The sequence below is a fragment of the Meridianimaribacter sp. CL38 genome (assembly GCF_004328055.1).
GTDB lineage: Bacteria > Bacteroidota > Bacteroidia > Flavobacteriales > Flavobacteriaceae > Gaetbulibacter_B > Gaetbulibacter_B jejuensis.
This window is the reverse complement of the sequence record NZ_QKWS01000002.1, coordinates 498,439-520,596: the sequence shown is the minus strand read 5'-3', so window position 1 is coordinate 520,596 and position 22,158 is coordinate 498,439. Positions and strand designations below refer to the sequence as shown.

The window sequence follows — 22,158 nt, the reverse complement described above, 5'->3', positions numbered from 1 at the left end:
GGTGTTTTTAGGTTGTTTATATTGCTGTGTTTTGGATGTTGGTAATTAAAGACATCTGTATATAAAATATTGCCATTTGTTAAAAAACTGAATTAAAAAGGAATAGAATTACGAAAATGATTATCAAAAAATGAAAACAACAGAAGGTTTGCCATTTGTGAAATTTATGATGCTACTTAGTAGTATGGCACCTTTATTTCTTTTAGTAGGAATTAGAGGAATGGATAATATTGTTTCAGATAAAAATTTATGGATTACAATTGGTACTCTATTGTTTATTCCATTTGTGATTGTAAAATTGAGAATATATTTTTCTGTAAAAAGCAATGATGTTTTTGTTCTTGACGTAAGTGAAACAAAAAATAATAAAGAATATTTATTTACATATTTATTCACTGTTTTGCTACCGCTTTATAGCGTGACTATAGGTAGCAACAGAGAGTTTTTTGCAATCATATTTGCAATTTGTTTTGTGATTTTTGTTCTATGGAATATGAACTTACATTTTGTCAACATCCTTTTCGCACTGCAAGGTTATCGAGTTTATACTATTGAAAGTTTTGATTCTGCAATTTTACTCACTACAAGAGCAACATTGCCAAAAGACATAAATGAACTAAAAGTACACCGACTTAGTAACTCGGTTTATATAGAATTGAAAAAACATAAATATGGTAATTGAAGATTTTAGAAATATCGAGTTCGGCATTTGTACAATAATTGGCGGACAGCAAACAGTTTTAAGAATTCCAATAGATAATTCAGTTAGAACAACTCTATATGATATGCACGAGAGTTTTTACAAAGCATATTTTGGAATTGAAGAAGAGCCTGAATTATTTCAACCAAGTGAAAAATATGGTTCAACTGAAAAGTTATTTGTTCCATTATCCAATGAAAATTTAGCCTCATTACGAGAAATATATAACCAAAACGATATTCCAATTGTTAACATGGCATTAGGAGAAATAGCTAATAGTATTTCATTCTATTTTGCTATTTTTAGACATAATAATGGTTCTAAACAAATTGCTGTAAAACGTCCTTCACAATTTAAAGGGCTTTTAAGAAAAAAGCTTATCTATTTAATAGACGATACTCTTCAGGTTATACCTGATAATATTTTTAAACTAGACAATGATTTTGATTTTATAATACATGAAAACAATATTGATATTTTACACCCAACTGGATTTAATTTTATAGCAAATATTGATGAAGAAGTCTTACGTTCCGCTGCTGACTCAACAAGGCAATTATCAGTTAGAATTCAATTTATAAATTTTAATTATTTAGCTGATTTTGTAGGTCACTCAAAAACTGCTGCAAAACTTATTGCTTCAATTAAATCTCGAACAGATTTGGAGAGAACCTCTCAAGTCAAGTTGATGGAAAAATGTATTCGAATTGGCGTAAATATTAGAGAAGAAAACGGACAAATATTGCCTGAGGAAGATGATATTGTTAGGTTTTTAGAAATCTTAGATAGGAGAGGCTATGACTTTGATATTACCGAAGATTTACCTGAAATATATGTAGCATCAAGCAGGAGAAGAGTGAATTAAATTGAATAATAAAAAGGCGAAATCGAACATTGACTATAAGTAATTACTTTAAATTTCTCGTAGCTACTCATACACTGAACTGTTAACCAAAACACATCAAAAACACCCAAATTGGGTGTTTTTTATTGATGCTTGTCGCGATGTATTGATTTTATGCTTTATAAAAGTTAAATTCGTTTCGGTTTGTTGATAAGTAAGCAACAAAATGTATTGGGTTAATGACATTTCATCAAAACCATTTAACAGTTCAGCCATTATAAATTTTAATTCTTACCAAAACAATAGACTTTTGCAAGTGTAAATAACTAACACTAACACATACTACTATGAGCAAAAAGAAAACTATAATACTTAGGGTCATTTTACTTGTTGGAACAGTAACTTCATTGTTTTTTGTACCATGGCTTTTGGTAAAAGCTTGGATACTTCCATTGCCAAATACGGTTCAAGAGCAGCTAGATGAAGCCATAGATCATGGGTTTGACGGAATGGTTGTGTATGTAGACCAAGTCAACAAGCCACCTCAGTATTTTGCTTCTGGTTGGCACAATAGAGATACTAAAATACCAGCTAAACCCAATGCACTTTTTAAAATTGCCAGTATTAGCAAGTTGTATGATGCTGTTGCTGTTACTAAGTTGGTGAGCGATGGTAGGCTTTCATTAGACAAAACCATTGCAGATTACCTACCAGAACTTGTAGGACGAATTGAAAATGCCGATAAAATAACTTTACGATTAATGATTCAGCATCGAAGTGGGATTCCTAATTTTACTGATGCGCCAAACTTTTGGGGAAATCCTGCTACTAGCTATGAAGAAAGTTTAGCATTGATATTGGATACACCAGCCAATTTTAAACCAGGTGAGGACTATGAGTATTGCAACACCAATTATTTGTTAATTAATAAGATTATGGACGATGCTTTAGGGTATCCAAACTATCAATTTATAAAAGAGGAAATCTTAATACCATTAAAGCTTAACAATACGTTTGGCTCGTTAAGCGAAGTCAATATTGATGATGTAATGAGTGGTTATCATGTTGGGTATCCTCATGATTTAAAAGAAGACGAACGTGGTATGGTAGCCACTGCAGAAGATGTAGGTGTATTTTTAAGAGCATTGAATGATGGTTCACTATTTAAAGAGGGAGAACAGGACATTTATAGTTCTATATATGAATACGAACACTCTGGTTGGGTTCCAGGATATCAAAGTTTTGCTAAATACTACAAAGATATTGATGCTGTGGTAGTACAGTTTTACAGTACAACCGATCCAAAACTGTACAATTGGAACCTATCGGAAATAGTGAATAGTAGAATCAAAAAAATAATAAGCAAAGACAAAGTAGAATAGAGTTAGATAAGCATTAAAACAATTAGTGAAAACACCCAAAGTGGGTGTTTTTTTGTTACAACTACGTAACGTTACGTATTGTTTGGTGTTTGGAGAGTATGTATATTGCTCTATTCTAGATGTATAAATCGAATAATTTAAAAACCTTAAGAAACTGAAAATACTACTTATGGCTTGTGCTATAAATGTTTCGTTGACGCTTTTTTTAACCAACCTGAGAAACACCCAATTTGGGTGTTTTTTATTGGTGTTGTTTTGTGATGTGTTGATTATGTGGCTTTTAAATGCTAACTTAGCTTGGTGGTTGATATAGATAATTAAAAACAATCCATATTTTTATAAGATTACATACAAGCTGAAAAAAACATAGAATTATGGAAATTTTAGATGCAATTTTAAATGTAGATCCCAACTATATAATAATCGGTTTGTTGGCTTTTTTCTTTACGCTCGAACAGCTGTTAGACAATCCTTTTTCTTTCAAAAAACGCGGAACCCATTTATTACAAAACATTCTTTTTCAAATAGTATTTTTTGCAATTAACTTATTTTTTATTTCAATTTTAGTCTATTGTATTGAGTGGCTTAACTCTCATGAAATAGGACTTCTCTTTTTATTTGATATACCGTTTTGGATAAAACTAATTTTAAGTGTAATGCTTTTTGATTTTGCGACATATTGGTTACATAGAGCGTCGCACAAAGTTCCTCTTTTATGGCGATTGCATAGAGTGCACCACAGTGATACAACTATGGACTCTTCAACAACATTTAGGTTTCATCCTATTGAGCTCGCAATTATTTACCAAGGCGGTAATATTGTAGCAGCAGGAATTTTTGGATTAGATGTAACAGCATTGGCTTTTTACTATTTTATAGTTTACGTTTTCTTCTTTTTAGAACATTCAAATTTAAATTACCCTAAATGGTTAAATACTACACTAGGCTTAATCTTTGTGATGCCAGATCATCATAGAGTGCATCACCACCAAGAACAATTTTATACAGACTCAAACTTTGCAGATATTTTTATCATTTGGGACCGAATTTTTGGAACGTTTAAACTAATTCCTACTGTACAAATGAACTATGGCTTAATTGAATTTGAAGAAGAAAAAAAACAGTCCTTTCTCTATTTAATGAAAAGTCCATTTATAAATATTAAAAGAAAATAAAACCGCGTTTTAACCTGATATTCTAATGGTGTTTTATGGGTTTTGATTTGTGATGTGTTGACTATGTGGTTTTTAAGTATTAAATTGCTTAGCATAGATAATAAATAGTCTTGATACACTAACCAATCAATATAATAGTATGAACCGTAAAAAATTTTTAAAGTCTACAGCAGTTGGTATTGGAGCATTTTCAATGATACCTATGCTTAATGCTTGTAAAACAGAATCGACAAAAGAGGCTGAAAGCGAATCTTTAGAGGTTAAAGAAAAGCCTTCTTTAGAGCATAAAATAGTTACTAATGATAATGGTGATGCGTTGAATGTTTTGGGCGATAATCAAACTATTAAGCTAACAGGAAAAGATACTAATGGACAATTTACATTAATAGAACAAAACAATGACCCTGGAGTAGGAATTCCGCCTCACGTTCATGAAAGCGAAGATGAAGTATTTCAAGTACTGTCTGGTAAGGTTGAAATGAGCATAGACAATACCACTACTGTTTTGCAAGCTGGCGATTTAATTTTTTGCCCTAAAGGTGTACCACATTCTTGGAGAGTTGTAGGCGACGAAAAAGCTAAGGCAATGTTAAGTATCTTTCCAGCTGGATTAGAGGATATGTTTTCAGAATTATCGCAATTACCTAGTGGACCTCCTGACATGAAAAAGGTTACTGATATTTGTGCAAAGTATAAATTAAAATTTGTTTAAATCTAGTCCCTTTATCACTCTATAGTTGAGAGGTATTAGACAAAATAAACACATTAAAAAACATCCAAAAATGGGTGTTTTTGTGTTAGTACAGTTACAAATTGATTTTATGCTTAAAAAAAATTAACTTCGTTATGTTACTATAAACAGATATAATTACTTGTAATAATGTAATTTAAAATAAAAACAATGAAACACATTAGAATAATTATTGTAACGATATTGCTAAGCTCATTTAGTGTTCATAATTCACTTTTTGCTCAAAGTAGTAGTGAGCAAAGGTTTCAAAACAAATTAAATCAAACTCTTGAAAAAAACAAAAAAGGACTTATAGATTACGATACAACTTTTAAGGAAATATGGTCTCATTTACAATTTGTTTCAAAAGAAAAGGAAAAGTTAAATTGTGTCAATAATAACCGTAAAGCCTTGCAAGAAGTTGATGTGCTTTATCCTATTTATAAAGCAATGCGTGAAGGTAGATATATACCAGTATATAACCCTATAACCGAAAAATGTAATGATTGTGAAATAAGCTTAGGTTTAGTAAAATATGCTGCTAATTCAGGTAATGCCGATGCTAATTGGTATTTAGGGTTGCTTTATGATTCGACCAGTAGGTTCCATAGTGATTTTAATTTTAAACCAGATTTCCAAAAGTTTCAAGATTACCTATCTAAAGCGCATCAGTTAGGTCATAACGAAGCTGCAATTGTACTTGCAAATGCCTTTAGAAACAAACAAAAATATTCTAAAGCTGTCGAGTGGTATGTTAAAGTAAAAAGTCACTTACGCTCCCAAGCACTTACATCAGTTAGTGTTATTTACAGAGAAGGAAAAGGTGATGTTGTTAAAGACCAAAAAACAGCTAACGATTATCTAGTGGCTGCAGTTAATGATAAAGGCAGTGACCCTTCAAGTAAAGAGTATGCTCAATTTCTCTATGCTAAGTATTTGTATCTTGGAATTGAAGGGTTTAATAAAGATGTCCAAACAGCAAAAAAAATATTACAAGCCTTAAATTATAAAGAGGATTATAGTGCTGAAAAATTTATAAAAGAACACAACATAAAGTTTTAAAAGTTAATACACTTATATGCTCTGTGTTTTGTATCTAATTTTATACGCTCTATTTTAGCTTAAGATAAAAATGTAATCATGAATAAATTCACACTGTTACTTTTAGTATTTACACTAACGTTAAGTTGCTCAAACAATGAGAAAACCAGTAAAACCCAAGAGGAGTTAAGCCAGTTGCAAACTGAACTAGACAGTATAAAGCAGTTGTACAAAGACAATATAAAAACTACAACCAACCAAATAGCTACATTTTTAACCTTTCAAAAGGGAGATGCCGAACAAGCCATGAACTTTTACATAACCTTGTTTGATAATTCTAAAATTGAAGATGTAAAACGTTGGGGAAAAGATGCTCCAGGACAGGAAGGAACAATAATGCATGCAACATTTAGTTTAAACGGAAAACAGTTTATGTGTAGCGATAGTCCTGCAATACACGATTGGGGATTTACTCCAGCAGTTTCTAATTTTGTAGAGTGTAAGGATAACAGTGAACTAGAAGAATTATTCACAAAACTATCAGAAAACGGAACAGTGATGATGCCATTAAACAACTACGGTTTCAGTCAGAAATTTGGATTTGTCGAAGACCAGTTTGGTGTGTCTTGGCAACTCAATTTAAAATAAAAACGAGGGTAATCTTTTGTTGACACTTTTTAACTAACCCATCTTAAAACACCCAATTCGGGTGTTTTTTTATTGTGGCTACTTTTTACAATCCTCTAAACCCCATTCGTCTAATCCTCTTAAAATAGTTTCTAACGATTGTCCTCTTTCACTCAATCGATACTCAACTTTAGGAGGCACTACAGGAAATACCTTTCTTGTAATAAGTCCATCGTGCTCTAACTCTCTCACAGTTTGGGTAAACATTTTATTAGAGATACCAGGAATTTTCTTTTGCAAAACGCCTGAGCGTAATCCACCTTCTAGCAAATGAAATAATATTAAAGGTTTCCATTTTGTGCCTATTAAATTCATGGTGTAATTCAAAGGGCAGTGAAGTTCTTTATTCAAAATTTAAATTTTATTATATTAATAATTAGCATTTTACTCCTTTTGGTAACTATGCTACTTTTTGGTAAGTTATTGCCTATAAGGCAAATATAAATTAATTTTGCCATTAAAAATAAAGTTTATGACATCTATTAAAAATTATCCAAAATCATTTTCGCATATAGGTATTACAGTACCTGATATTCATAAAGCTGCAAAGTTTTATTCTGAAGTAATGGGTTGGTATACCATTATGCCACCTTCTGAAGTTAAAAAAGAAACCGATACTGCCATTGGACAAATGTGTATTGATGTGTTTGGTAACGATTGGGACACTTTTGAAATTGCTCACTTAGCCACATCTGACGGAATAGGAGTGGAGCTCTTTAGTTTTCCGCATGGTAAAAAAGAAGCACCAGAGTTTAATCCGTTTAATACTGGTTTATTTCATTTTTGTGTTCAAGATCCTGATATTGAAGGTTTAATTGAAAAAATAGTAGCTGCTGGCGGAAAACAACGAATGCCAATTAGAGAGTACTATCCAAACGATAAACCGTATAAAATGTGTTATGTCGAAGACCCTTTTGGGATTGTTTTTGAAGTTTACACACACAGTTACGAGTTAACCTATTCGTCTGGTGCTTATGCACATAAGCAATAAAACAATAAAACGTCGTATTAAAAAAGTGTGAGTATATAAGAAATAAGCCAAAAGAGTTAAAATAAACTAATCTTACAAAACTTAAACACTATAAAAACTCCCTATTTTGGGAGTTTTTTTATGAAAATTACGTAACGGTATTACGTGTATAAAATTTTAAAATATTAATTTCGTTCAGCGATTTGTATGGGTAATGAAAACTACTCATATTTTTATTTTAGCAAACATTTTTAACCCCAAATATTAACTATTAAAAACAATTACAAATGAAAAAAAATTACCTACTTATTAAAACAACCTTAATTCTAGCTTTCACGTTTTTATCACAAAATTTAACAGCACAATGTGTTATAAGTAATAACCCTCAATTTGCATTCCCTTGGGAAAGTACTGCAAATTGGTCTATAGGTCAAGGCTTTACTGCAGAGTGTAGTGGAGCTTTAGAATACGTTCAACTCCTTGCAGGTACAACAGGTACAATATCAGCTGGTACGCTTAAAGTATATAATGGTAATTCGGTTAGTGGAACACCTATATATACGCAAGCGTATCCTCAAATAACCATTAGTCAAGTAAACGACCCTATTAGAATAAATGTTACTGGCAATGTAAATATAACTCAAGGCAACCAGTATACTTTTGAATTTACCATAGATACAGGTATGAGCATTATTGCTGATTTTACTAATGAATATTCTGGAGGTAATACTTTTCGTGATGGAGCTAGTTTATCTTCAACAGATGCCAAATTTTCAGTTTCAATTTCAGATGACACATTAGGTCTTGATACGTTTAAAGTTTCCAATAACATAAAAGTATTACCAAACCCTGCGTCCGAATACATTAAAGTTTCAGGCTTAAAAAATGAAGCAACATATAGTATTTATAATGTATTAGGTTCAGAAATCACTCATGGTAAAATTTCTGACAATGAAAAAATCAATGTTCAAAATCTTACTGATGGAACATATTTTTTAAAATTTAATAATGGAAACGCAGTAAAGTTTATAAAAGAATAATACTGCTAACACTGTAAATAAGCTATGGCTTGGTTTGTCCTTATATGGAAAATCCTGCGGATTTTTACGCAACGTACATAGTCAAAGTCATTAAGCGAAACATAAAAACTCCCAAATTGGGAGTTTTTTTATGAAAACTACGTAACGTTACGTATTGTATGCTGTTTTAGGAGTTGGTATCTTGCTGTGTTTTGGATATGGATAATTAAAACTATCCATATCTTTATTATTGTGCCCAATTTAAAAAGCCATAATTAAAACATTTAAAATCCTATATTTGCTGAGTGGGAAAAGGACCAAGAAATTATAGCCAACTGACAATTAAAAGACTGTATAGTTTATCTGGAAATCAATGCGCATTTCCAGGGTGCACTACTACTTTTACAAGTCCTAAAAATGACACAAATTTATCTAATATATGTCATATCGCTGGAGCAGAAAATGGAGGCGAACGATATGACCCAAACATGACAGATAAGGAAAGGGCTAGCTATGACAATTTAATTTTGTTATGTGCGAATCATCATATCGTAACTAATGATGTTTCAAAACACACAGTTTCATCTTTGAAACTAATGAAACAAAATCATGAAAAAGATATTTTAAAAAAAATTGGTACAAATGATATTTTAAACAAATATCCCTCCTCTTTAGCAACTGTGATTAATCATATCAGTTCAATAAGCTTAGATAATGTTGACATATTAACTTCAACAAATATTTACAGCCCTGACAAAAAAATTGATTACAATAAAGTTATAGTTTACAAACCAATTCTTGAACAGTATAAGGTTTATCATGGAAAGTTGAATAAAATATATTCAGAAATTGAAAAACAAGGTTCGTTTAAAAAAGAATTGCTTTTGCAAAACATCAATAAACTTTATTTAAAAGCTAAAGGAGAAATCCTTGGAGAAGATTTGACTATTGAAAATATTCGAGAAAATGCAGATAGATTAATTGAACTTGTTGAAAACTATTTATGGGAGTTATTCGAAAAAAGTCCAAATGCAAAAGAAGACATTCCTTTTGAAGCTGTTAATATTGGCATGAAGATTATAATCGTTGATGCATTTGTTCGTTGTAAAATTTTAGAAGAGCCTATATGATTTTAAATAAAGATATAAATCCAGAACATTCTTTATACTTTATCGGTTCATTAATACTTAGTGAACTAACGAATTCTAAGAATGAAAAATTTGATTTTTTAGAGTTATATCGCAGTATTCAAAATAGTCAAACGATTTCAATGAACATATTTACTCTTAGTTTAGATTGGTTATATTTAAATGGTGTAGTTGACATCAACAAAGGAAAAATTAAAAAATGTTTCTAAAACTTTTAAAAATAGAAAATGACAGAAACGTCATAAGAGAAGTTCTTTTTCACAAAGGAATTAATTTAATAGTTGATGAAACTAATACTGATAATGAGCAAGAATCTGGTAACAATGTTGGAAAAACAACTGCAATTCGTCTAATAGATTTTTGTCTAGGCGGTAAAGGGAAAAATATATATCAAGATCAAGAATTTAAAAATAAAGGAAATAATGTCATTGAAAACTTTCTTAAAAACAATAATATAATTATCACATTAATTCTAAAAGAAGATTTAGATGTCGAGAATTCAAGGGAAATCACTATTCGTAGAAATTTTTTAAGTAGAAAAGATAAAATTCAAGAAATTAATGGAGAACAGTTTAATGATGAGAATTTTAGAATAAAATTAAAGGAGTTGATTTTTGACTCTGACAAACTAAAACCGACTTTTAGACAACTTATTGCGAAGAATATTAGAGATGAGAAAAACAGATTAGTTAATGCTGTAAAAGTTCTGCATTTTAATACAACCACAGATGAGTATGAACCTCTTTATCTTTTTTGGCTAGGTATAGACTTAGACGATGCTGACAAAAAACAACGATTGTTATCTCAAAAAAAGATTGAAGAAAATTTACAAAAAAGATTGAGAAAAGAAAGCAATCTTTCTCAAATTGAACAGTCTCTAACTGTAATAAATCGTACTATTTCAGATTTAGAAATTACAAAAGAAAATTTCAACATTAATGAAAATTATGATGATGACTTATCTTCTTTAAATTCAATTAAAACTCAAATCAACAAAATTTCTACTGAAATAAGCCAAATCGAAATACGTAAGGAACTTATTGAAGAAAGTAAAGCTGAACTTGAAAAAGAATACTCAAATATTGATGTATCTCAAATTCAATTTCTGTATAAAGAAGCAAAAATTCTAAACCCATCTATTCAAAAATCATTTGAAGAAACATTGAATTTCCATAATTCAATGCTTTCAGAAAAAATTAATTTCATAACTGAAGAGCTTCCAGTTTTAAATGAGTCAATTATATCAAAAAGGAGAGAACTACAGGATTTATTAATAAAAGAGGAAAAATTTACAACTAAGCTGAAAAAATCTGGCGCTGTTTCAGAACTTCAAACAATAATTACAAATCTAAATGTAGCATATGAGAAAAAAGGTAATCTTGAAGAGCTAAAAAGATTATGGAAAAACTCAATGGATAAATTAGACGACATTTCAACTCAATTAAGTGAGATAGATAAATCTATTACTGATAAAGATGGCTTAATTCAAGAACGAATTTCTGAATTTAATAAGTATTTTTCTTCAATATCAAATAAGTTATATGGGGAACAATTTGTTATGAGTTCAGAAAAAACTGAAAAGGGTTATGAACTAAATATAACTAGTATTAGTGGGAATTTAGGTACTGGTAAAAAGAAAGGACAGATTGCAGCGTTTGATTTAGCATATATTCAATTTGCCGATTCTTTAGACATTGAATCGCTACATTTCATCATTCATGACCAAATTGAAACAGTACATGGCAACCAAATTTTGAATTTAATGACTACTATCATTAATGAAATAAATTGTCAATATATAGCACCTGTCCTTCGTGACAAACTTCCAACTGACATAGATACTAGTATTTATGAAGTATTGAAATTATCACAAGAAAGTAAACTATTTAAAATATAGAATAAAAAAACTGGGCACAACAAAGTGTATAAATAATAGCATCTTATCGTCAGCTACTGCTCATATACGAACAGTTAATCGAACCACAAAAAAAACTCCCAATCTGGGAGTTTTTTTATGAAAACTACGTAACGTTACGTATAGATTTTTAGTTTTTTAACGCTAACTTCGCTTAACGTTCGATATAGATAATTAAAACAATCCATATCTTATAAAGTTACCAAACATTAAACAAAACTATGAAACAAAAAACATACTATTCTTTTTTTATTTTATTGATAATCATTCTTGGGTGCTCAAAAGAAGAAAGTGAATCAAGCGATAATAATTCAAATTTAACATTGAATTTAAGTTCAGTTTTCAGTAATTCTTATAGTGCAAATCTTGGCTACGACTATAGTTCAAACGCTGAAAATGTAAAACTAATATGGAATATTACAAATGAAGTTGATTTAAATAATAAAATTGGAGAAAAAAATATTACAACAAATAACTCTGATATAACAATAAATAATCTTGAACAGAATCAAACATATTTTTTTAGATTAACAGGTAACTCAAATAATGAAACATATTATAGTGAAATCGTTACTATTAATACATCAGAAATTGAAATTACATTTAATAATCAAATTTTAAGTTCAATAATCACAAATGGTGGTGGCTTGAAAAAAATTATCAAAAGGAATGATGGCTACTTACTGTTCACAACAGAGTTAGTAGAATTGTATAATACTGGCATAAGAGTCAGTAAAACTGATAATCAATTAAACTTATTATGGACATTTGTAATTGATGAAACTAACGATGCTGAAAATCTATCTGGAGTTTTCGAATTGAATAATGATGAATATATTGCTATTGCACATAAATTTAGTTATACAAATTTTGGCTTATATAATAATGAAGTTTATGGCTTTAAATTTAATAATTCAGGTAATTTAATTTGGAATAATGATTATAGTGCAAATAATGTCGATGCAAACACTCATTTTGATTTGATTGTCCCTTTTTCAAGTAAATCTAATGACTTAAAAGTATTATTTAAATCTGATTCTACATATTATGCATCAGGAGGAAGCTATTATAGAGAACTTCATCTAAACCCTAATGGACAAATTATTTCAAATAGCATAATCGGTAGTACTTCCGATTATCAATTTCAAACTATTGCTTATAGTAATAACGGAAGTAAATATAATTATGGAGGGATTGATATACTTCCGAACGATGGGTTATTTACTTTAGATGGAATGTTACAAAAGTTTGACCCAAGTAATAACCTACTATTAGATAATAGCTATGGTAACTATGGAGCGGATGATTATATTCATAAAATTCTTATTGCTGACGATGGGAAGATAACAATGATTGGTAAAAATGGACATGAAAATGGATTCGATGGAGAATCAAGATGGGTCTTACAAACAGATGAAAATGATGGAGAAATAATCTGGGACTTTAAAGAAAGTAGAAATAATTTCCTTTATCAAGGTAGAGATTTGACACTGGATGAAGATGGTAATTATTTATCGCTTTTTTTTGATATATATTATCCAAATAGTCACGTCTATAATTTAGCCACATTAATCAAATCTGATAGTGATGGAAATATTATATGGAAATTTGTTGATGGAGAAGATTTTAATGATGATTCATTTTCTCCTGTAAAAGTCTTTCGAGAAGGTAACGAATACCTGATTTTCGGAATAAAAGATGGAAGTTATTTATGGTTAAAGAAAATTAAGGTCGACTAAAAAACGTTTGCTTATGTCAGTACTAAACCGGAAAATTATTAACTTTAATCCCGTAACTGACGGTTATACGAGACCGTTAATCGAAACACACAAAAAAACTCCCAATTTGGGAGTTTTTTGTTTAGTTATTAAAATCGCTAATAATATTTTTTAGCTGTAGTTTAAGGTCTTCACCAGTATCGTACACCATTTGTTCATTACTAGGAAATGGTACTCTACGGTTGTTTACTAGGTCTAGGTCTTCGCGTGTTAAGGCACGTTTGTCGCCTCTAAAAGTGGCAAACAGGTTTTCAAACACAAAGCCACTATCAATAGGAAACGCATCTAGCGTAGTGTTGCTTTTTAAATCGGTATACACCACATTGGCAACTACCTGTGAGCTTTTACGTTGCAATACTTCAAACAGTCTTGCTTTTACTGTCACAATTTTATCTATTTTAATATCGTTACCAAGGCTATCCTTCATTACATTACCATTACTATCAAGTTGGTATTTCCAACCATCAACAATTTGCTTTTCACGTAGTAATTGACGCTCAGTAATTTTTTCAGGTGTAATATTAATACGCTTTAACTGTAATTGCATTGCAAAGTCATAGTCAATCTCATTACTTGGATTAGCATGGTAAGCAGTCCAAAACTGGTCTAAACCATAAGTGTCAAAATTAAGTAACTCATTTTCCAAACGTTTAGGAATAACCTGATTGGTTTGGTTTTGTATAGTTACAATCACATAATGGATTCCACGTTCGTGTGCTTCTTGCATTAAAGCTCTAGTATCTTCATAGTTTGGGTTAATCTTTTCAATATATTGATAGATACTGTACGCTTCACGAATGTTGTATTTGTCTTCGGTTTCTAAAAGCGCTAAGCCTTTTTCATATAAATAGTCTGACGCAAACTCTCTGGCTTCAATAATATCGTTGGTATAATCATTAAACTTAAAGTTTATGGTTTTACCATCAACTACCAAAGGCAATACAGGTTTTACTGCTTCCTGACGTGCATTAAGCGCAAGGTACAACTCATAAATGTTAGTGTACAGCTCTGGGTTGTTATCCTTTTTAAGATGCTTTATGTTGTTTAAATCGCGCTCATTGGCTTTATAGTAAGCGTCTTGAAGCATAATCGCATAATCTTGTTTACGTTTACTGTTTTTATTGGTTTCAAGCTTTTTTAAAGCATCATAAATCGCTTGGTTGTAATTACCAGTATTTATGGCTTTTTCAACTTGTTTTCTTCCACTACAGGAAACTAATACTGAAAGTAATACCGAAAGGAGTAATAATCGTTTCATAAGCTGTAATTTTAGGGTTATAGAAAAGTGTTTTCAATTTTGATGCCAAAAAAGAACCCTCATTGCTGAGGGACTTAAAATTAGTTGGTTGATTATTTAACTTTTTTGGGTTTGAAAACAGGTAGCAATTGCGTGGAGACTTCTCCAAAGCCAATGCGAGTACCATCTTTTTCGCAATACCCTCTCATGATAACCGTATCGTAATCGTTAATGAATTTTCGTTCGCTACCATCTTTCATTTTTAATGGTTTTTCACCTCTCCATGTCAATTCAAGCATAGAACCATAAGAGTCAGGAGTAGGACCAGAAATGGTACCACTTCCCATCATATCACCAGAGTTTACAGGACAACCATTAATAGTATGGTGTGCCAACTGTTGTACCATATTCCAGTACATGTATTTAAAGTTGGATTTGCTTACTATGGTTTCTTTAGCGGTTTTAGGTTTTATAGATACTTCTAAGTTAATGTCGTAGCTCTTTTTACCTTTGTACTGCAAGTAAGGTAATTGTGGTTTTAAAGGCTTAGGGCTTTCTACTCTGTAAGGTTCAAGCGCATCTAATGTTACAATCCATGGTGAAATGGATGATGCAAAGTTTTTAGCTAAAAAAGGACCAAGTGGCACGTATTCCCATTTTTGGATATCACGTGCAGACCAATCGTTAAACAGTACCAAACCAAAGATGTATTCTTCAGCTTCTTCAATTGGGATAGGTTCTCCAAGGTCGTTAGCATCAGTAGTAATAAAAGCCATTTCTAGCTCAAAGTCTACCAATTTAGAAGGTCCAAACACAGGAGTATCACTACCTGCAGGTAAAGTTTGTCCTTGTGGACGATGCACAGGAATACCAGAAGGGATGATAGAAGAACTTCTACCATGATACCCAACAGGAATGTGCAACCAGTTAGGCATTAAAGCGTTTTCTGGATCGCGAAACATGGTTCCTACATTGGTAGCATGTTCAATGCTTGAGTAAAAATCGGTATAGTCACCAATTTGAACAGGTAATTGCATTTCAATTTCGTCTAAACGAAAGAGTACAATTTCTTTATGTTTTTTGTTGTTTTTTAAAGAGGTGTTGTTGCTGTCAAAAATTTGGGCAATTCTATTTCTTACAGCTCTCCAAGTTTTTCTTCCATCAGCAATAAAATCGTTTAAAGTATCTTGAAGAAAAATATCATCTGTTAATGGAATATCGTCAAAGTAACCTAGTTGGTGCAATGCTCCCAAGTCAATGGCAGTGTCTCCAATACGAGTACCAATAGTAATGATATCGTCTCTAGTAAGGAAAACGCCAAAAGGGATGTTTTGGATAGGAAAATCAGAATTCTTTCCAACGTGCAACCACGAAGTTCTATCAGGATTATTTGCAGATAATGGCATAGGCTATTGTTAATTATAAGTTTTATAAAATCTATTCAAACCTACATAAATTTTTTAATCTTTTTGAATAAAAACCATAAAAAGTAGGTTGGTTTTATATAGTTGATAAATTGTTGAAAATACAATAGTAAATATATAGGTTTTGGTGTATTTAACAGATTGTATTTATTATTTTTGATAAATTTTTTAATCAAACCCAATATTATGCAACGCGATCAAGAGATATTTGACCTAATACAAGAGGAAAAAGAAAGACAACTACATGGTTTGGAGCTTATTGCTTCAGAGAATTTTGTTAGTGAGCAGGTTATGGAAGCTGCTGGCTCAGTATTAACCAATAAATATGCTGAAGGGTATCCAGGAAAGCGTTATTATGGTGGTTGCGAAGTGGTTGATGTTGTTGAGCAAATTGCTATTGACAGAGCTAAAACCTTATTTGGTGCTGCTTATGCTAATGTGCAACCACACTCAGGAAGTCAAGCAAATACAGCGGTTTTTGCTGCATGCTTAAAACCAGGAGATAAAATATTAGGTTTTGATTTGTCTCATGGAGGACATTTAACTCATGGTTCGCCAGTAAACTTTTCTGGTAAGTTATATAATCCTGTATTTTATGGTGTAGAAGAGGAGACAGGAGTATTAAACTATGATAAAATACAAGACATAGCTACTAAAGAACAACCACAACTTATTATAGCAGGAGCTTCGGCATATTCTAGAGATATCGACTTTAAGCGTTTTAGAGCTATAGCTGATAGCGTTGGCGCAATTCTTATGGCAGATATATCGCATCCTGCAGGTTTGATTGCTAAAGGTATTCTTAACGACCCAATACCTCATTGCCATGTGGTGACAACAACTACTCATAAAACTTTAAGAGGACCAAGAGGAGGAATGATTTTAATGGGCGAGGATTTTGATAATCCGTTTGGTTTAAAATTGAAAAATGGTAACCTACGTAAAATGTCGTCGTTGTTTGATTCGGCAGTATTTCCAGGAAATCAAGGTGGACCATTAGAGCATATTATTGCTGCTAAAGCAATTGCTTTTGGTGAAGCTTTAACTGACGAGTTTATGCATTACATACTACAAGTAAAGAAAAATGCAGCAGCTATGGCAAAAGCGTTTGTAGATAGAGATTACCATATTATTTCTGGTGGAACCGATAACCACATGATGCTTATTGACCTTAGAAATAAAGACGTTTCTGGTAAAGATGCTGAACAAGCTTTAGTAAAAGCCGAAATAACCGTCAACAAAAACATGGTGCCTTTTGATGATAAGTCGCCTTTTGTAACTTCAGGAATACGTGTTGGAACAGCAGCAATTACTACTAGAGGATTAAAAGAAACTGATATGGAGTATATTGTTGAATTGATTGATGAGGTTATCAAAAATCATGATAACGAAAGTACTTTAGAGGCTGTTGGAGAAAAAGTTAACGCGTTAATGCAAGACCGACCATTATTTTCTTAAATTTATGAAATGAAGTTGAACAGAAACATATTAGTATTTTTCATTTGTGCTATTGTTTTAGTAGTTCAACCTGTACATTCACAAATTTTTTTTGAAGAACAAGCCAATGCACTTGGAATTAATATTTCGGGAGGCTCTACTGTACGACTTGGTGGCGTAAGCTTTTTTGATTACGATAACGATGGTTGGGATGATCTAACTTTTGGAACTAAAGATGTTGATCCTGTTCGGTTTTTTAAAAACAATAACGGCACTTTTGTAGAAGAAACCTTTAATATTAATATCAATGGTCACTCCAAACAAGTTATTTGGGTTGATTATGATAATGATGGTGATAACGATTTGTTTGTAGCCAGATTAGATGCAAACAATAAGCTGTTTCAAAATGATGGTAACTTCAATTTTACCGATGTTACTGCTTCTGCAGGTTTTTCAAATGCAGCATTAATTTCTTATGGAGCTTCCTTTGGCGACTATGACAATGATGGGTTTTTAGATGTATTTATATCCAATAAAGATGATGATGGTATTATTCCTAATCAGTTATACCATAATAATGGAGATGGTACGTTTACTGATGTTTCGGTAGCTGCAGGAATTAGTACAGTTGGGCATTTGTCGTTTTGCTCTGCCTTTTTTGATTATGATAAGGATGGTTATTTAGATATTTACATTTCAAATGACCGAATGAACAATCCTAATATAATGTACCACAACAATGGAGATGGTACCTTTACTGATACTAGTGCTGCAACAGGAACTAATATTATCGCTAATGCTATGTCTACAACTATTGGCGATTATAATTACGATGGTTGGTTAGATATATATGTAACCAATACTTCCGAAGGTAACTTTTTACTTAAGAATAATGGAGATGGTACCTTTACTGATATGGCAAACTATACAGGAACCTTGTTTCACAGTATAGGTTGGGGAGCAATTTTTTTGGATGCTGATAATGATATGGATTTAGACATGTATGTATCAGGAATGATTAACAATCCAAATATTGGTGTGTTGACTTCTGCATTCTATGAGAGTGTTCCTGGTTATATATTTCAAATTCCTTCTAATGCTGGATTTGCAAATGATAACTACCGAAGCTTTGCCAATGCCATTGGTGATGTTGATAATAATGGTTATCCTGATTTTATTGTAATGAACGAGTCGCCAGATAACCATACCTTATGGCAAAACTCAGGTGGTACTAATAACTGGTTAAAAGTAAAGCTCGAAGGTGTTATTAGTAATAAAAACGGAATTGGTTCGTGGATTGAAATTATGGCTAACGGACAAGTGATTTATAGGTATACTTTATGTGGAGAAGGGTTTTTAAGTCAGAATTCTGCTAGTGAGTTTTTTGGATTAGGAACAGCAACCACTATAGATTATATAAAGGTAAATTGGTTGAGTGGAGTGGAAGACATGTATTACAATGTAAATCCAAACCAAACCCTAACATTAGTTGAAGGTGAAACCTTGTCTACTAACGAGTTTTCTCAGGCTAATTTTCATTTAACACCAAATCCTACTACAGGAACGATACAAGTGTTTAATGTAACCCAACCTACAAAAACTGTAGTGTATGATGTTGCTGGACGCTTAATAGACGAAATGACATTAACTTCTGTAAATCATACTATAAGCCTTAAAGCACAAGCTAAAGGCATGTACTTTGTTACCTTAGAGCAAGGTGGACGTAAAGTTGTTAAAAAAGTAGTATTGCAATAAGTTTTATTGCATTAATCTTCTTCAAATACAATATGCTGATATGCTCCTAAATCAGGACTTGTGGTTCTGTTAGTGTTTAAAATGTCAACAGGCACTTGGGCAGCAAAAAAGTCGTATAAGTCATTGCCTAGGTTGTTTGCTCCAGAATCTTCACCAATTCTTAAATCGTTTTCAAAAGGAAGTTTAAAATCAGGATCACTATTGAAGATACAATTATCATAAAGCTCACTATTGCTTAAATTATAGTTGTCACCAGGAAAGTTATTGTTATTGTCTTGGAATCGTATCAAGCAATTGGTGAATTTAAAACCAAAATCGGCTCCATCATTTTCATCTAAAATAATCTCAGGATTATCATTTCCGTAAATGATACAGTTGTTAAAATTAGCGTCTAACACATTAGGCGTAGCATTTTCGTTTTCATCTAACAAATAGTTATTTAAAAACACTGATGGAAATTGTCTAAAACTACTATCCCAATAGTTGGCAATGGTACAGTGTGTAAAATTGTAAGTTCCTCCAAAAGTTCCAGCAAATGACGACTGACCAGAGTTGTTAATTACAAGATTTTCTCCTGTTATAGCACTAGCTCTCGCCAAAATACCAAAGTTACTAGAGTTGTAAATTTTAGAGTTGGTGATGTTTAATTTGTTAGCATCGTTTTGGTTGCCTTCGGTTAAAACACCTACTGTTGCATTTTTAATAGTCGCAAAATCAATGCTATTGTTTGTGCTACCACTATATAACCAAATGGTTCCCCATTGTCCAGGAATGTCTTCATAAAGTGGTTCTAAACGGTCTCCTTGTATAATGACTTCGTTTTCTAAAATATCTTGGTCAGTACTTAATGCACCATTAATTTGTAAAGACGCAGTATTAGTAATTAAAAGTCCAGAGTTAGCATGAAAATGGACTCTTGCTCCAGCTTCCATTGTAAGGGTTTCACCTTCATTTACAGCAGCATAACCATAAATAACATAAGGTTTTTCGTTGGTGAAAGTGAGTTCGTCATTTTCTAAAAAGCGACCTTGAATTTCGGTCTGGTCTGGTGTTCCATCACCATCTACATCAAAAGCCAATGTTTCAATAACACCATTAGCATCTTTGCTTGGGTAAATAAATACAGCATCTTTAACTAAGGTTACCAAGTCCACTTTTTGATAATTACTACCAGAATCGAATTCAATGACATCTGTATATAAAAACTGATTGTCACTAGCTGCAAGCGCTTCAATGTCTATTGTGGTTTCAATGAACACGTACATGCTATCTTTTGCCAATAGCTCGATGTTTTGAAATTCCTTTCCTGCCATTCCATCGACATTTAAGCGGTAGTTAGAAGCTTCGCCTTGTCCAAGTCTAAGCGTTGGGATTACAATGTCATCATTACTTCGGTTATAAACTTTAAGGTTGTAAGTACTTGAGCCAATATTAGTAAACACAGTGTCTAGATATACAGTGTCTTTAGAGAACTCAAGGTTACCAGTACTTGGAGAAAAATCGAAATCCTCACGACAAGAACTCCAAAATACGAGAACAAAAAGTGTGAATACGAAGTATAGAATTTTTTTCATGTTAATGTCTTTATCTGTAGCAATATGCCAAAAATATAACTTTTGAAGTCATATTTTTATTATAAAGACGAAAAATTATTTGTTCATTTTTTTGAGATTAAAAGACTTTGTAGTTAATGCTTTAATCTTGCTGTTGTTCTTTTAGCATCAAATTAAATTCTTTACTCAAGGTGTTTAGTCTATCCAATAGCGGAAGTTCTTGGTTGGTATCAATTAATGCTTTGTTGATGTTTTTAGCACTACAAAAGTCAAAGAACAGTTGATGATATTCATTAGGTATCTTTAGCTCTTTGGTGAGCATTCGTGAGTTAAAAAACGAATGTGTTTCAAACAGGTGAATAAAATCTTCAGTTTCTGCATAAACTATTTCTGGAGCTTTGTTTTTCTTTTTAAAGAGCTTGCCAATTAGCTTTGCAATAGCAACAAAGTCCATATTGCCACTAGGAGGTGGTTGGTATAAGTAAGGTCTTTCTTTATAGTCGTTGTTGATTTGTGTGCTAAATTCTTCAGTATATACTATAGAATCGAACTTTTTCTCTTTGGCTTTTAAAATTTCAACTTCATCGAGTTCGTTAGTGATTTTTTTAAGCTCTACAACAGTGTCTTCTTTAAAGTGTTCTGATGTTACAACAATTGTTTTTTCATGATGAAAGAGTGAACTAAACACTAAAGTGTCATTAGGTTGAGCACTGATATTAAAAACACCTTCGTCATTAGTATAGGAAAGTATGTGTTGTGTGCTATTAATGATTTTTGCACCTTTTACTGTAGCTTCAGCGTCGTAAACAATACCTTTTAGTTGTTGCGCATTTAAAGACAGTGAGACTAAAAGAAAGAGAGTGATTGATAATGATTTCAATTGTAATAGCTTAGTTGGTTATTTCAAATAAAGAGAAATAACTGCACAGCTAATTCAGGATTAAGAAACTTTAACAACGGTTTTAGGCAATTTTTAACTAAAGAGTGTCGCAATTTCTGGAGTAATGCGTGTTGGTCGATGTGTTGTTTTAGACATCAAGCACCATTCAGTTTCTGAGGTAGTTAGTAATTTATTGGTTTGTTGGTTGTAGATTTCCACAACTCTAGTAGATTTGACACCTTCGGCTTTGGTTACAAATGTTTTGAGAGTAATCACGTCGTTTAAAATTGCTTCACCTTTATAGCGTATGTGATGGCTTAACATTACCCAGTAATATGTATCAAGTATTTGAGGTGTTGCTCTCGCGTTCCAATGTTGCTCAGCTATATCTTGAACCCATTGTACATACTGTACATTGTTTACATGGTTGAGCATATCTAGATGCTGATTGGAAACAGTGATTTGGGTTTCAAAAGTTTGCAT

At 31.9% G+C, this 22,158-nt stretch carries 21 protein-coding genes; 15 read left to right on the top strand and 6 right to left on the bottom strand.

Annotation, left to right across the window (positions count from 1 at the left end; all coding sequences use genetic code 11):
- The first annotated feature begins 130 nt into the window (after positions 1 to 130).
- The 7 genes from DMZ43_RS07535 (at position 131) to DMZ43_RS07505 (ending at position 6,520) form a co-directional block, all read left to right on the top strand.
- Positions 131 to 682 carry a hypothetical protein gene (locus DMZ43_RS07535; protein ID WP_131507091.1) on the top strand — a complete coding sequence of 184 codons (552 nt, stop codon included), beginning with the start codon at positions 131 to 133 and terminating at the stop codon, positions 680 to 682.
- On the top strand, positions 672 to 1,565 hold the full coding sequence (locus DMZ43_RS07530) for a Kiwa anti-phage protein KwaB-like domain-containing protein (RefSeq protein ID WP_131507089.1): 894 nt from the start codon (positions 672 to 674) through the stop codon (positions 1,563 to 1,565). Before DMZ43_RS07535 ends, DMZ43_RS07530 begins: the two co-directional genes overlap by 11 nt.
- Positions 1,566 to 1,891: 326 nt before the next feature.
- Positions 1,892 to 2,926 carry a serine hydrolase gene (locus DMZ43_RS07525; protein WP_131507087.1) on the top strand — a complete coding sequence of 345 codons (1,035 nt, stop codon included), beginning with the start codon at positions 1,892 to 1,894 and terminating at the stop codon, positions 2,924 to 2,926.
- 374 nt (positions 2,927 to 3,300) lie between these two features.
- On the top strand, positions 3,301 to 4,101 hold the full coding sequence (locus DMZ43_RS07520) for a sterol desaturase family protein (protein WP_131507085.1): 801 nt from the start codon (positions 3,301 to 3,303) through the stop codon (positions 4,099 to 4,101).
- 139 nt (positions 4,102 to 4,240) lie between these two features.
- Positions 4,241 to 4,813 carry a cupin domain-containing protein gene (locus DMZ43_RS07515; RefSeq protein WP_131507083.1) on the top strand — a complete coding sequence of 191 codons (573 nt, stop codon included), beginning with the start codon at positions 4,241 to 4,243 and terminating at the stop codon, positions 4,811 to 4,813.
- Between the two features lie 189 nt (positions 4,814 to 5,002).
- The gene (locus tag DMZ43_RS07510) at positions 5,003 to 5,893 is read left to right on the top strand and encodes a tetratricopeptide repeat protein (RefSeq protein ID WP_131507081.1); all 891 of its coding nucleotides are present in this window, start codon (positions 5,003 to 5,005) and stop codon (positions 5,891 to 5,893) included.
- A gap of 78 nt (positions 5,894 to 5,971) precedes the next feature.
- Complete coding sequence (locus tag DMZ43_RS07505) at positions 5,972 to 6,520, top strand: VOC family protein (RefSeq protein ID WP_131507079.1); 549 nt, start codon at positions 5,972 to 5,974, stop codon at positions 6,518 to 6,520.
- Positions 6,521 to 6,598: 78 nt separating this feature from the next.
- On the opposite strand, the gene DMZ43_RS07500 is transcribed toward DMZ43_RS07505, so the two are convergent.
- Positions 6,599 to 6,874 (bottom strand): helix-turn-helix domain-containing protein, encoded by a 276-nt coding sequence (locus DMZ43_RS07500; RefSeq protein WP_131507233.1) that lies wholly within the window; start codon positions 6,872 to 6,874, stop codon positions 6,599 to 6,601.
- Between the two features lie 157 nt (positions 6,875 to 7,031).
- Here DMZ43_RS07500 and DMZ43_RS07495 point away from each other — a divergent pair, with 157 nt between their 5' ends.
- The 6 genes from DMZ43_RS07495 (at position 7,032) to DMZ43_RS07475 (ending at position 13,350) form a co-directional block, all read left to right on the top strand.
- A complete protein-coding gene (locus DMZ43_RS07495) occupies positions 7,032 to 7,550 on the top strand; it encodes a lactoylglutathione lyase family protein (RefSeq protein WP_131507077.1) in 519 nt (172 codons plus the stop codon).
- A 266-nt stretch (positions 7,551 to 7,816) separates the two neighbouring features.
- Positions 7,817 to 8,569, top strand: coding sequence for a T9SS type A sorting domain-containing protein (locus DMZ43_RS07490; RefSeq protein WP_131507075.1), 753 nt, complete (start codon positions 7,817 to 7,819; stop codon positions 8,567 to 8,569).
- 284 nt (positions 8,570 to 8,853) lie between these two features.
- Positions 8,854 to 9,678, top strand: a complete 825-nt coding sequence (locus DMZ43_RS07485; protein WP_131507073.1) for an ABC-three component system protein — start codon at positions 8,854 to 8,856, stop codon at positions 9,676 to 9,678.
- Complete coding sequence (locus DMZ43_RS15130) at positions 9,675 to 9,905, top strand: ABC-three component system middle component 6 (protein WP_370450271.1); 231 nt, start codon at positions 9,675 to 9,677, stop codon at positions 9,903 to 9,905. Before DMZ43_RS07485 ends, DMZ43_RS15130 begins: the two co-directional genes overlap by 4 nt.
- Positions 9,896 to 11,593 carry a DUF2326 domain-containing protein gene (locus tag DMZ43_RS07480; RefSeq protein ID WP_131507071.1) on the top strand — a complete coding sequence of 566 codons (1,698 nt, stop codon included), beginning with the start codon at positions 9,896 to 9,898 and terminating at the stop codon, positions 11,591 to 11,593. Before DMZ43_RS15130 ends, DMZ43_RS07480 begins: the two co-directional genes overlap by 10 nt.
- A gap of 239 nt (positions 11,594 to 11,832) precedes the next feature.
- Positions 11,833 to 13,350 carry a hypothetical protein gene (locus DMZ43_RS07475; RefSeq protein WP_131507069.1) on the top strand — a complete coding sequence of 506 codons (1,518 nt, stop codon included), beginning with the start codon at positions 11,833 to 11,835 and terminating at the stop codon, positions 13,348 to 13,350.
- Positions 13,351 to 13,471: 121 nt separating this feature from the next.
- Here DMZ43_RS07475 and DMZ43_RS07470 read toward each other — a convergent pair whose 3' ends face one another.
- Both DMZ43_RS07470 and fahA read right to left on the bottom strand, forming a co-directional pair.
- The gene (locus DMZ43_RS07470; protein WP_131507068.1) at positions 13,472 to 14,647 is read right to left on the bottom strand and encodes a hypothetical protein; all 1,176 of its coding nucleotides are present in this window, start codon (positions 14,645 to 14,647) and stop codon (positions 13,472 to 13,474) included.
- Positions 14,648 to 14,739: 92 nt separating this feature from the next.
- The gene (gene fahA, locus DMZ43_RS07465) at positions 14,740 to 16,032 is read right to left on the bottom strand and encodes a fumarylacetoacetase (protein WP_131507066.1); all 1,293 of its coding nucleotides are present in this window, start codon (positions 16,030 to 16,032) and stop codon (positions 14,740 to 14,742) included.
- Positions 16,033 to 16,236: 204 nt separating this feature from the next.
- Between fahA and glyA the strand changes: the two genes are divergently transcribed.
- A complete protein-coding gene (gene glyA, locus DMZ43_RS07460; protein WP_129760303.1) occupies positions 16,237 to 17,508 on the top strand; it encodes a serine hydroxymethyltransferase in 1,272 nt (423 codons plus the stop codon).
- Between the two features lie 9 nt (positions 17,509 to 17,517).
- Positions 17,518 to 19,242, top strand: a complete 1,725-nt coding sequence (locus DMZ43_RS07455) for an FG-GAP-like repeat-containing protein (RefSeq protein WP_131507064.1) — start codon at positions 17,518 to 17,520, stop codon at positions 19,240 to 19,242.
- An 11-nt stretch (positions 19,243 to 19,253) separates the two neighbouring features.
- Here the strand turns inward: DMZ43_RS07455 and DMZ43_RS07450 are convergent, their stop codons facing one another.
- From DMZ43_RS07450 to DMZ43_RS07440, 3 genes are all read right to left on the bottom strand, one after another.
- A complete protein-coding gene (locus tag DMZ43_RS07450; RefSeq protein WP_131507062.1) occupies positions 19,254 to 20,816 on the bottom strand; it encodes a hypothetical protein in 1,563 nt (520 codons plus the stop codon).
- A 121-nt stretch (positions 20,817 to 20,937) separates the two neighbouring features.
- Complete coding sequence (locus DMZ43_RS07445) at positions 20,938 to 21,675, bottom strand: carboxypeptidase-like regulatory domain-containing protein (protein WP_131507060.1); 738 nt, start codon at positions 21,673 to 21,675, stop codon at positions 20,938 to 20,940.
- Between the two features lie 93 nt (positions 21,676 to 21,768).
- A complete protein-coding gene (locus DMZ43_RS07440; RefSeq protein ID WP_131507058.1) occupies positions 21,769 to 22,158 on the bottom strand; it encodes a thioesterase family protein in 390 nt (129 codons plus the stop codon).

Bases quoted from the DNA above. Each gene is read 5' to 3' on its own strand.
- DMZ43_RS07450 (WP_131507062.1), bottom strand. From the start codon at position 20,816: ATGAAAAAAATTCTATACTTCGTATTCACACTTTTTGTTCTCGTATTT.
- DMZ43_RS15130 (WP_370450271.1), top strand. From the start codon at position 9,675: ATGATTTTAAATAAAGATATAAATCCAGAACATTCTTTATACTTTATC.
- glyA (WP_129760303.1), top strand. From the start codon at position 16,237: ATGCAACGCGATCAAGAGATATTTGACCTAATACAAGAGGAAAAAGAA.
- DMZ43_RS07530 (WP_131507089.1), top strand. From the start codon at position 672: ATGGTAATTGAAGATTTTAGAAATATCGAGTTCGGCATTTGTACAATA.
- DMZ43_RS07515 (WP_131507083.1), top strand. From the start codon at position 4,241: ATGAACCGTAAAAAATTTTTAAAGTCTACAGCAGTTGGTATTGGAGCA.
- DMZ43_RS07500 (WP_131507233.1), bottom strand. From the start codon at position 6,874: ATGAATTTAATAGGCACAAAATGGAAACCTTTAATATTATTTCATTTG.
- fahA (WP_131507066.1), bottom strand. From the start codon at position 16,032: ATGCCATTATCTGCAAATAATCCTGATAGAACTTCGTGGTTGCACGTT.
- DMZ43_RS07480 (WP_131507071.1), top strand. From the start codon at position 9,896: ATGTTTCTAAAACTTTTAAAAATAGAAAATGACAGAAACGTCATAAGA.
- DMZ43_RS07495 (WP_131507077.1), top strand. From the start codon at position 7,032: ATGACATCTATTAAAAATTATCCAAAATCATTTTCGCATATAGGTATT.
- DMZ43_RS07505 (WP_131507079.1), top strand. From the start codon at position 5,972: ATGAATAAATTCACACTGTTACTTTTAGTATTTACACTAACGTTAAGT.
- DMZ43_RS07525 (WP_131507087.1), top strand. From the start codon at position 1,892: ATGAGCAAAAAGAAAACTATAATACTTAGGGTCATTTTACTTGTTGGA.
- DMZ43_RS07455 (WP_131507064.1), top strand. From the start codon at position 17,518: ATGAAGTTGAACAGAAACATATTAGTATTTTTCATTTGTGCTATTGTT.
- DMZ43_RS07510 (WP_131507081.1), top strand. From the start codon at position 5,003: ATGAAACACATTAGAATAATTATTGTAACGATATTGCTAAGCTCATTT.
- DMZ43_RS07490 (WP_131507075.1), top strand. From the start codon at position 7,817: ATGAAAAAAAATTACCTACTTATTAAAACAACCTTAATTCTAGCTTTC.
- DMZ43_RS07475 (WP_131507069.1), top strand. From the start codon at position 11,833: ATGAAACAAAAAACATACTATTCTTTTTTTATTTTATTGATAATCATT.
- DMZ43_RS07470 (WP_131507068.1), bottom strand. From the start codon at position 14,647: ATGAAACGATTATTACTCCTTTCGGTATTACTTTCAGTATTAGTTTCC.
- DMZ43_RS07535 (WP_131507091.1), top strand. From the start codon at position 131: ATGAAAACAACAGAAGGTTTGCCATTTGTGAAATTTATGATGCTACTT.
- DMZ43_RS07520 (WP_131507085.1), top strand. From the start codon at position 3,301: ATGGAAATTTTAGATGCAATTTTAAATGTAGATCCCAACTATATAATA.
- DMZ43_RS07440 (WP_131507058.1), bottom strand. From the start codon at position 22,158: ATGCAAACTTTTGAAACCCAAATCACTGTTTCCAATCAGCATCTAGAT.